At 71.7% G+C, this 9,771-nt stretch carries 7 protein-coding genes and 1 pseudogene; 2 read left to right on the top strand and 6 right to left on the bottom strand.

Going from position 1 to position 9,771, the window contains the following annotated elements; translation table 11 throughout:
• Positions 1–35: 35 nt before the first annotated feature.
• Positions 36–1,724: a HEAT repeat domain-containing protein gene (locus GTY96_RS10110; RefSeq protein ID WP_143900836.1), complete on the bottom strand. Its 1,689-nt coding sequence runs from the start codon at positions 1,722–1,724 to the stop codon at positions 36–38.
• 134 nt (positions 1,725–1,858) lie between these two features.
• Between GTY96_RS10110 and GTY96_RS10115 the strand changes: the two genes are divergently transcribed.
• Complete coding sequence (locus GTY96_RS10115; RefSeq protein ID WP_161664597.1) at positions 1,859–2,725, top strand: CHAP domain-containing protein; 867 nt, start codon at positions 1,859–1,861, stop codon at positions 2,723–2,725.
• A 37-nt stretch (positions 2,726–2,762) separates the two neighbouring features.
• On the opposite strand, the gene GTY96_RS10120 is transcribed toward GTY96_RS10115, so the two are convergent.
• The 5 genes and pseudogenes from GTY96_RS10120 to GTY96_RS10135 all read right to left on the bottom strand — a co-directional run bounded on the left by GTY96_RS10120 (position 2,763) and on the right by GTY96_RS10135 (position 8,067).
• Complete coding sequence (locus GTY96_RS10120) at positions 2,763–3,953, bottom strand: glycosyltransferase family 2 protein (protein ID WP_161664598.1); 1,191 nt, start codon at positions 3,951–3,953, stop codon at positions 2,763–2,765.
• Positions 3,954–4,108: 155 nt separating this feature from the next.
• Positions 4,109–5,515: a tetratricopeptide repeat protein gene (locus tag GTY96_RS37555; protein ID WP_235685509.1), complete on the bottom strand. Its 1,407-nt coding sequence runs from the start codon at positions 5,513–5,515 to the stop codon at positions 4,109–4,111.
• 744 nt (positions 5,516–6,259) lie between these two features.
• Positions 6,260–6,358, bottom strand: a pseudogene (locus GTY96_RS38705) (zinc-ribbon domain-containing protein); the annotation flags it as partial.
• Between the two features lie 9 nt (positions 6,359–6,367).
• Positions 6,368–6,751 (bottom strand): ComEA family DNA-binding protein, encoded by a 384-nt coding sequence (locus GTY96_RS10130; RefSeq protein WP_235685510.1) that lies wholly within the window; start codon positions 6,749–6,751, stop codon positions 6,368–6,370.
• A gap of 38 nt (positions 6,752–6,789) precedes the next feature.
• Positions 6,790–8,067, bottom strand: coding sequence for an aspartate kinase (locus tag GTY96_RS10135; RefSeq protein ID WP_143902111.1), 1,278 nt, complete (start codon positions 8,065–8,067; stop codon positions 6,790–6,792).
• 145 nt (positions 8,068–8,212) lie between these two features.
• Here GTY96_RS10135 and hutH point away from each other — a divergent pair, with 145 nt between their 5' ends.
• Positions 8,213–9,739, top strand: coding sequence for a histidine ammonia-lyase (gene hutH / locus GTY96_RS10140; RefSeq protein ID WP_161664599.1), 1,527 nt, complete (start codon positions 8,213–8,215; stop codon positions 9,737–9,739).
• Positions 9,740–9,771: the final 32 nt, after the last annotated feature.

The following is a 9,771-nucleotide window of genomic DNA, read 5'->3' on the forward strand; positions in this document are numbered from 1 at the left end:
ACTCTAACCGCCGCGACCGGGTGCGCCAGTCCGTCTCAGGGAGGGGTGGATCCGGCCAACCGGGAGGCCGCCACGGCCCGGACCTCCGGGGAGGGATCGCGCTCGCGGGCCAGCTCCATCAAGAGCGTGCCCACCGGCTTCGGCAGCTTCGCGCTCGACGCCTGCTGGAGCGCCTGGGTGCGCTCCTTCACTCCCTGCGACAGGCGCTCGGCCACCTGTTGATCCGCGCAGGTCCGGACGCCGGGGTGCTGCTGGCGCAGGAGCAGCTCCGCGTCCGCGAGCTTCGCCTCGGAGAGGCGCACCGCGTCCTGGGCGGCGCGCTCGAAGGTGGCCAGGTCCTCCGGGAACTCCGTCTTCATCCCTCGGGCGCGGGTGATGGCCTGGGCGGCGAAGCGCGCGTCCACCACCGCGGCGCAAAGCTGGCGGGCCGCCGCCAGGGGCACCCCGCCCTCCTCGGACACCGCCTCCTCGCGCGCGGTCGTCTGGGCCCACACCGCCAGCTGACGGGCGGCCACCGCGGCGGAGAAGGCCTGGCGGCGCTGTTCGCGCAGCTGCACCCAGCGCCAGAGGATCAGCGGATCCGTGCCGCCCGCCTCATAGACGCGCTGGTACTGGCTGGCGGCCTGCTCCACCTGGCCGCTCAGGTCCAGGAGCACCGCGACCGTCAGGTACAGCTCCGAGCTGGTGGCGCGCTCGCGCAGGGACTCCAGCCGGACGGCGACCTCGTAGGCCGCCACCGGGGCGGGCAGCGCGGAGAGCACCGAGCGAAGGGCCTCGAGCGCGTTCTGGCGGATCAACGGATTGCGCGCCGTGCGCAGGGCCTCCAGCAGCGGATCCACCGCGCGCACCGACACGTGCTGGCCCAGCTCCTCCGCCGCCTGCCAGCGGTCCAGCGGATCCGGCGCGACGAGGGCGCGCTTCAGGTCCTCCAGGTCGCGCAGGTAGTGGCCCGCCTGCATCGCACGGGCGGCCGGCTCGGTGCGGGCCAGGGCGCCCTGCTCGGCCCGGGCCCGGGCCAGGCGCGCGGAGAAGCCCGTCAGCTTCGGCCCCAACGGGTGGGTCTTCACCTTCGCCTCGGCCTCGTCCACGAGCCCGGAGACGAGCAGCCCCTCCACCTCCAGCTCCAGCAGCTTGACGCGGACCTCCTCGCGGTGGACGCCCGCGGTGAAGTCGCGCAGGTAGGCGAAGAGCTTCCCGGCGTCGCGGGCCTGGGCGTAGCTCTCGTCGTCCAGCTTGCGCTCCAGCTCCTCGCGGCGCGCGCCGGAGGGCTCGACCTGCAGGAGCTGCGTCACGCGCTGGAGGTCGGTGGTCGTCTGGGTGTCGCGCTCCTGGACCCCCTGGAGCCGGGTCCGCGCCTCTTCCTTGTGGCTGCCGTCGGGGTGCTCCGCCAGGAACTGCCGCCACCCAGACTCCGTGTCCGCCGCCTTCGCGGCGTTGAAGCGCAGGCCCTCCAGCAGCGACTGCGCCACCCGCCGCTGCGGCGCGTCCGGATACGTCTCCAGGAAGCGCTTGTAGGCGATGACCGAGTGCAGCCGCTTCGCCTCGTCGAACTCCAGCCCCTCGATGCGCCCCTGCGCCGTCGTGGCCTCGGGATCATCCGGGTGCTCGCGAAGGAAGGTCTGATAGGCCTGCACGGTGTCCTGCTCGCTGGCGCGCTCGAAGGACGTGTGCGAGCAACCAGTGGCCAGGAGCACGAGGGCGAGGGCGCGGCGGAAGGTGGGCATTCCCCTCCAGCAATACCCCACCCGCCCCCTGTCGAAAACCCGAGCCGCCCCGCCCGGTTGCCTGGGTGGTTTTCTTGCCTACACCGCCGGACGGGGGGAGCCTGTGCCCCAGGACGCTACAGGAAGAGGTGGCCATGAAGCTGGGCGCGTGGATGGCGATGCTGGCGATGACGACGGGCTGTGCGACCGGCTCCCCCACGGGGGCCTGGGTGGCATCGGATCCGGTGCGCTACCGCTCCGCTTCCCCGCCGGCCTTCCCGCGCGCCGCCCTGTCCTCGGAGGTGGCGTCCCGCGAGAGCCCGCGCCCGGCCGCCGGGCGCCCGCCGAAGGCCCCCGCGAGCAAGAGCCCGGCGGTGGCGAAGGCCCCCACGGCCCTGGCGAAGGCGCGGCTTCCCGTCACGCCCGTGAAGCAGACGACGGCGAGCCCCGCCCCCGAAGCCAATCCGCGCGAGCGCGTGCTGGCCACGGCGCGCGCGCTGGTGGGCCAATCCACGGTGCAGGTGAATGGCCGGCGCTATCCCGCGGACTGCACGGCGCTCATCGAGGCCACCTACGCCCAGGCGGGGCTGACCTTCCGGGGCACGCTGAAGCCCGGAGACAACGGGGTCACCGCGCTCTACCGCTACGCCCGCGCCAACGGCCGCGTCTACACGGACGGGCGCCCGGTGCCCGGCGACCTGGTGTTCTTCCGCGAGACGTATGATCAGAACCGCGACGGGCGCCGCAACGACGGCCTCACCCACGTGGGGCTGGTGGACGGTGTGGACTCGGACGGCACCGTCACCGTCATCCACCGGGTGAAGCGCGGCGTGGTGCGCTACCGGATGAACCTGGCGCGCCCCCACCTGCCCCGCGACCCGAAGACGGGCGAAGTGCTCAACGACATCCTGCGAAGCCCCGGCCCTGGCCAGCCGAACGTGCTCACCGGCCAGCTCTTCGCCGCGTTCGGCAGCGTGCTGCCGCCGGGGTCCGCGAAGCCCATGGCCGTCGCGGCCCGGTAGCTCGCGGTCACCCGACGGCGCCCGGCGCCCGCGAAGGTCAGGTGGAGGTCGGCACGCGGGCCGTGCGGTCCCACGCGGCGCGCTGCGAGTTGCGCAGGAAGCGCCAGAACCCCACGGCGATCGCCATGTTCATGGTCACGAAGTAGTAGGCCACGGAGGCCGCCTTCTTCGCCGCGCCGCGCTTGAAGACACCCGACCTGCCCAGGTACGCGAGGGCGTAGAAGAACGTCTGCCCCGCGAACGTCACCCAGTAGAAGGTCCTGTCGAGCAGGAACAGGTTGGCCACGAACGCCGCCACCATCAGCGCGGGCGCGCACCAGCGCAGCAGCTTGTGCGACCAGAACGCGAACGCGGGAAAGCCCGCCGTGGGCAGGAGCAGCCCGGGCACGAGGCGCAGGCTCTGGAAGTTGCCCGCCGCGATGCGAGCGCGCCGGCCGAACTCCTTGCCGTAGTCCTCCGTCGTCTCCTCGTGGGCGACGGCCGCCTCCTCGTACATGACCTTGTAGCCGCTCTCCAGGATGCGCAGCGGAATCACGAAGTCATCCACGATGGTGGACGGAGGCAGCTGGGTGAAGAGCGAGCGCCGGATGGCATAGAGCCCGCCGTTGGCCCCCACCACCGCGCCGCGCCGGCCCTCGTACATCTTGATGAGGGACTCGTAGCTCCAGTAGGCGCTCTCCTCGTAGTCCTGCTTCGTGGGGTTGTAGAGGCGCAGCTTGCCGCAGACGGCTCCCACCTCCGGGTCCTCGAAGTGGCGCACCAGCTTCCACACGGCGTCCGCGTCGATCATCGTGTTCGCATCCGACAGGAGCACGATGTCGCCGCGAGCCGACGGGATGCAGCGGTTGAGCACCGTCGTCTTGCCGGCGCGGGGCGCCGGAGACAAGCGCACGCGCGAATCCGGGCACTGCTGCACGAGCCCGTCCGTGCCATCCGTGGAGCCGTCCGAACCGATGAGCACTTCGAAGCGGTCCGCCGGGTACTCCAGCGCCAGGCTGTTCCGCAGCTTCTGCTCGATGCAGCTCGCCTCGTTGTAGGCGGCCACCACCAGGCTGACCGACGGCGGCGCTCCGGCCTTGCCCCCTGCCAGGCTGGCCTCCCCCGCGCGCGGCCTCCGCTTGCCCTGAAGGGCTTGGGCCACTCCATCCAGGGCGAACAGGCTCAAGGGATAGAGAAAATATGTGTGCACGAGCGCCAGCGACGCGCACCAGAAGAAGACCTCCGCCATCGACCCACCCTCCGAACCCCGAGTCCTCGACACCCAGGGACAAAGCAAGGCGCGTGCCTTGGCTTCCAGAGGGGCTTCAGGGCGAGAGGGCCAACGAGCGCTGGCGGAGGACTGGAGTTTCTCCAGGGTCGCTGGGAGCGGAGCCGGTCAGCGCTTCAGGGCTCGGATTCGGACGCGGGAACCTCGGCGAGCATGCGCCGGGCCAGCTCGTGCTTGCCGTTGAACGCCAGGGTCTCGTCGAGCAGCTTCCGGGCCGTGTCGGCATCACCCTGACGAAGGGCCAGCCGCGCGCCCAGCACGTAGGTGCGCATGAGGGTGCGGTCCTGCGAGCGCAGCGCGTCCAGCTCCTCGGACACGGCCTTGAGGGTCGCGGCGGGCGAGCCGGAGCTGAGGGCGAACTCAGCGCGGGCGAGCACGCTCCACGCCGGTGCGAGCTCCGTCTGGCGCAGGCGCTCCGCGAGGGCCAGCGCATTGGGGGCCCCCGTCACCGCGGCGAAGAGCGCGTGGGCCTTGAGCCGCGCGGCCACGGTGGCGGCGGGCTCCACCTCCGGCGCGGCGCGCACGGACTCCATCAGCGTGTCGAGCTCCTTGCGCCGCGTGACGATGTCGTCGCGCAGCGGCTGCATGTCGCGCTCGACGACGCGAACGTCATCCCGCAGCGCGTTCGCGCGGTTCACCCAGTCCACTGGAGTCTTCGACGCGGTGACCGCATCGAGCTCCCGCTTGAGCTTCTCCAGCCGGATGCGCAGCTGGTCGAACTCGGCGTACTGGTCGCCCAGCTGGAGGGTGAGGGCCACGGCGAGCTCGGCCTGGACCTCGGCGTATTTCGGATGGGCGGTGACCAGGGTCTGGAGGGTCTGGATGGCCTGTTCGCGCGACGAAGGATCATCGCGGCGCAGGAGCACCACGGCCCGGTCCTTCTGCTCCACGGCCTCCGCGGGCATGGCGGCGTTGCGGTCGCGGAAGGCGGGATACGCCAGGTACCCGGCCAGCGCGATGCCGGCGAGCACCGCGAGGACGAGGAGCACCCGGGGAAGCAGGGGAGACGACCCGGAGCTGTACTCGATGAGCGCGGGCTCGGAGCGCGCGGCCCCGAGCAGCTCCGGTGGCGGCTCACGGGGGGAATTGCGCGGAGGAAGCGCCCGGTCCAGGCCGCCCCCGAGCAGGGAGTCTCCGGAGGAGGTCGCGGAGGACTTCAGGGGCTCCGCGCGCGCGAAGGGCGCGTCGTCAGGCAGGGAGACGCTGACGGTCGGCCCTGACATCGCCCACGGCGCGTCGTGATGACCTTCCGGAGCGAGCTTGGAGCGCTGGCTCGCGGCACCGGACCAGGGCGGATCCTGCGGGTCGCCCGCCGGTGAGATGTTCTCGAAGGACCGGGGGGCCGCGCGGGACGCGGGAGGCTCCGCGGGGCCGGACACCGCGCCAAACGCCCGCGTCGATGCCATGGGCGCCGCGCCGCCCGTCGAGGGCCCCTCGACCGCACCGAACGCGCGGGTCGAATCCACGGACTCCGCCGGAGCGGGCACCGCGCTGTACGAACCCGAGGAGGACGGTCCCGACACGGCACCGAACGCACGGGTGGACCTGACCGAGGAGGACTCAGCCCCCTGGGAATCCTGGGGACCCGACACTGCGCCGAACGAACGGGTGGAGCCGCTGCTCGAATCGAAGCTCCCCGAGGGAGCCCCGCTGGGACCCGAGACCGCGCCAAAGGCCCGCGTCGCCCCCCCTGCTTCCGACTGCGCTCCGGGGACCGCCCCCGTCGGGCGCGCGGCCCCACCCGGCTCCGCGAGCCGGAACGGACCGGACGACGACGCGGAGACGGCACCGAAGGCGCGCGTCGCCCCGCCAGGAGCCGCGCTCCCGGCAGCCTGCGCTGGCGAGGCTTGCCGCTGCGGCCCCGGACCCACCGGCGCAGCCGCGCCCCCGCCCGGCGGCCCGACGCCCCCGCTGAACGCGGGGCCCGGTGCCCCGAAAGTCCGCGCGGGCGCCGCCGCCTGTGGCGGGTGCACTCCGGAGGCCGGAGGGCCCACGGGAGGCCGGGGCTGAGAGGCGACCGGCGCGATGGAGGGGGGCGGCGGGACGACGCCGGATGAAGTCAGCGGCCCCGACTCCGGCGTCGGCCGCGGAACGAAGGAGCCGGGAGCGGTCGTCGTGCCCGCGAACAGCTGCGTGGACTTCAGGCTGGATGCGCCCTCACCGCCGAAGCTCGCCGTGGACGACGGAGCCCCCGCGCGGTCCATGGCACCCGCCGGTGGAAGCTTCGGCGCGGAGGGCACCACGCCGGTCGGCGAAGCGATGAAGACGTGGCCGCATTGCGTGCACAGCACCGAAGCGCCACCGGGCGGCAGGAGTCGGGCATCCAGCACGTACTGCATCGAGCATTCCGGGCAGGCGATCTTCACCGGCTGTGCTTACCATACGCCCCCCGTGGCCGCCGCCGGGTCCAGCACGGTGGCTGCCCGGAGGGTCTCCAACTTGGCAGCGCCAACGCCGGGCACCGCGTCCACGTCATCCCAGCTCGTGAACCGGCCGCCCTGATCCTCGCGAGCCGTCACCAGCCTCCGGGCCAGGTCACGGCCCACACCGGGCAACAGGGCAAGCTCCGCCTCGGACGCGGCGTTGAGGTCCAGCTTGCGCCCCAGGGCGAGCGCCTGGGCTCCCGTGGGCACGCTCCCAGGGCCGCACGTGGCCAGCCCCGCCGCATCCAACCGGACGGACTCCGGCGGGCAGTCGAGCGAGGGCCCCGACTCTGGCCACCGCGCCCGGGCCACGAAGCCCAGGGCGAGCAGCCCCAACGACAGCGCCGCGAGCGCGGACGTGCGCCCCCAGCGCCTCAGGCCTTCTGCCCCTTCAGCGCGTCCACTTCGGACACGGTGGGCGTGGCCGTCACGGCCGGCGGCGCATCCAGCCCGAAGGCCGTGTGCAGCGCGCGCACCGCCAGCTCCGTGTACTTCGTGTGGATGACACACGAGGTCTTGATCTCCGACGTGGAGATGAGCTGGATGTTGATGCCTTCCTGAGAGAGCGTCTGGAACATCCGCGCCGCGACGCCCGAGTGGTTGCGCATGCCCACGCCGACGATGGACACCTTGGCGATGGCGTCATCCACCTCGACACCGGTCGCGCCCACCTCCTGCGCGGCCAGCTTCACGACCTCGTGGGCCTTGGCGAAGTCGGACTTGGCGACGGTGAAGGTGACGTCGGTGCGCCCCTCGCGGGACAGGTTCTGCACGATGAGGTCCACGACGATGTGCTTCGCGTCGAGCGCCCCGAAGAGCTTCGCCGCGGCGCCCGGCTGATCCGGCACGCCCACCACGGTGATCTTCGCCTCGTTCCGGTCGTAGGCGACCCCTCGAACCAGCACGTCCTCCATGGATGCGTCCTCCTCACAGACGAGCGTGCCCGGATCCTCGGTGAAGGACGACTTCACCCACAGGGGCACCTTGTACTTCATGGCGAATTCCACCGAGCGGATCTGCAACACCTTGGCGCCCAGGCTGGCCAGCTCCAGCATCTCCTCGTAGGTGATGCGGTCCAGCTTCTTCGCGGCCGGGCACACGTTGGGGTCGGTGGTGTAGACGCCGTCGACGTCCGTATAGATTTCACACGCGTCCGCCTTGAGCGCGGCGGCCAGGGCGACGCCGGTGGTGTCGGAGCCCCCGCGTCCCAGCGTGGTGACGCTGCCCGTCTCGTCCACGCCCTGGAAGCCGGCGACGACGACGATCTGCCCCCGCTTCAAGGCGGCGCGGATGGGCTCCGCGTCGATGCTCTTGATGCGCGCCTTGGAGAAGGTGCTGTCGGTGACGATGCGCACCTGGTGGCCGAGGAAGCTCACGGCCTCTCCGCCCTGCGCCTGGATGGCCATGGCCACGAGGCCAATGGACACCTGCTCGCCGGTGGCGACGACGACGTCCTGTTCGCGCTCGTTCGGCCGGTCGGTGATCTGCGCGACGAGCTTGAGCAGGCGGTTGGTCTCGCCGGACATGGCGGACACGACCACGACGACGTCATGGCCCGCCTTCTGGGCGGCGATGCAGCGGCGCGCGACGTTCTTCATGCGCTCGGTGTCACCCACCGAGGTACCGCCGTACTTCTGGACGATGAGGGCCAAGGGGCTCACGACCTCCCTGCACGGACGGGCGCAGGCTATATGAGCGCCGGGCCCCGGGTGTAAAGGGCCTCTCAACCAAGCCGCCGCGAATCCGCTAGCGTTCGCGGCCCCACGTCTTCAAGCCGCATTCCTGGAGCACCCAGACATGTCCCGCCCCCGCCTCCTCATCGATGGTGACACCCTGAAGCTGGAGGAGATCCTCCAGGTCTCCCGCCACGAGCTCACGGTGGAGCTCGCCCCCGAAGCCGCCAGGCGGGTGCAGGCCTCCCGAACGCTGGTGGACCGGGTGGCCGCGGGTGACACCCCGTCGTACGGCATCAACACCGGCTTCGGAACGCTCGCGGAGGTGCGCATCGACCGAAAGGACCTGCGCGACCTGCAGCGCAACCTCATCCTGTCGCACGCCTGTGGCGTGGGGAATCCGCTGCCGCTGCCGGAGGCGCGCGTCCTGCTGCTGCTGCGCTGCAACGTGCTGGCGAAGGGCTTCAGCGGCATCCGGATGGAGACGCTGGGGCTGGCCCTGGACATGCTCAACCGCGACGTGGTGCCGGTGGTGCCCGAGCGGGGCAGTGTGGGCGCCTCCGGTGACCTGGCGCCGCTGGCGCACCTGGCGCTGGTGTTGATTGGCGAGGGCGAGGCGTTCTTCGAGGGCGTGCGGATGCCGTCGAAGCAGGCGCTGGAGAAGGCGGGCCTGAAGCCGGTGGTGTTGGAGGCGAAGGAAGGCCTGACGCTGATCAACGGCACGCAGGCGATGTGCGCGGTGGGGACGCTCACGCAGCTGCGCTCGGAGCTGCTGGCGGACGTGGCGGACATCGCGGGCGCGATGACGGTGGAGGGCCTGTTGGGCAGCCACAAGCCGTTCCTGCCGGAGATCCACGCGGTGCGTCCGCACGCGGGCCAGAAGGCCGTGGCGGAGCACCTGCGGCGGATCCTGAAGGGCAGCGAGCTGGTGGAGACGCACGTCAATTGCAGCAAGGTGCAGGACCCCTACAGCCTCCGGTGCATTCCGCAGGTGCACGGCTCCGCGCGAGAGGGATTGGCGTTCGCGCGCCGCATCCTGGAGGTGGAGGTGAACAGCGGCACGGACAACCCGCTGGTGTTCGCGGACACGGAGAACATCATCTCCGGCGGCAACTTCCACGGTCAGCCCATCTCCCTGGCGATGGACGTGGTGGCCATGTCGCTCACGCAGCTGTCGTCCATCAGCGAGCGGCGCGTGGAGCAGATGGTGAACCCCTCCCTGTCGGGGCTGCCCGCCTTCCTCGCGAAGAACAGCGGGCTCAACTCCGGGTTCATGATCGCCCAGGTGACGGCGGCGGCCCTGGTGGCGGAGTCGCGCATCCTGAGCCACCCGGCGTCGGTGGACTCCATCCCCTCCTCCGCGGGCCGCGAGGATCACGTGTCCATGGGCATGACGGCCGCGCTCAAGGGCCGTCAGGTGTCTGAGTTCACGCGCTCATGTCTGGCGATTGAAGTCCTGGTCGCGGCGCAGGCGCTGGACTTCCGTCAGCCGGTGAAGCCCGGCAAGGGCGTCCTGGCGGCGTACGAGCTGGTGCGCAGCAAGGTCCCGCACATGGACCGCGACCGCGAGCTGCATCACGACATCTCGGCGGTCACGGCGCTGGTGGAGTCCGGGGCGCTGCGCGAGGCCGTGCGGTCCGCCACGGCCTGAGCCCTCTCGCTCAGCCGCGGGCCGGACCCGGA

This window comes from Corallococcus silvisoli, assembly GCF_009909145.1.
GTDB lineage: Bacteria > Myxococcota > Myxococcia > Myxococcales > Myxococcaceae > Corallococcus > Corallococcus silvisoli.

Excerpts from the sequence above, each read along its gene's own strand:
- GTY96_RS10110 (WP_143900836.1), bottom strand. The coding sequence starts at position 1,724 with ATGCCCACCTTCCGCCGCGCCCTCGCCCTCGTGCTCCTGGCCACTGGT.
- GTY96_RS10115 (WP_161664597.1), top strand. The coding sequence starts at position 1,859 with ATGAAGCTGGGCGCGTGGATGGCGATGCTGGCGATGACGACGGGCTGT.
- GTY96_RS10120 (WP_161664598.1), bottom strand. The coding sequence starts at position 3,953 with ATGGCGGAGGTCTTCTTCTGGTGCGCGTCGCTGGCGCTCGTGCACACA.
- hutH (WP_161664599.1), top strand. The coding sequence starts at position 8,213 with ATGTCCCGCCCCCGCCTCCTCATCGATGGTGACACCCTGAAGCTGGAG.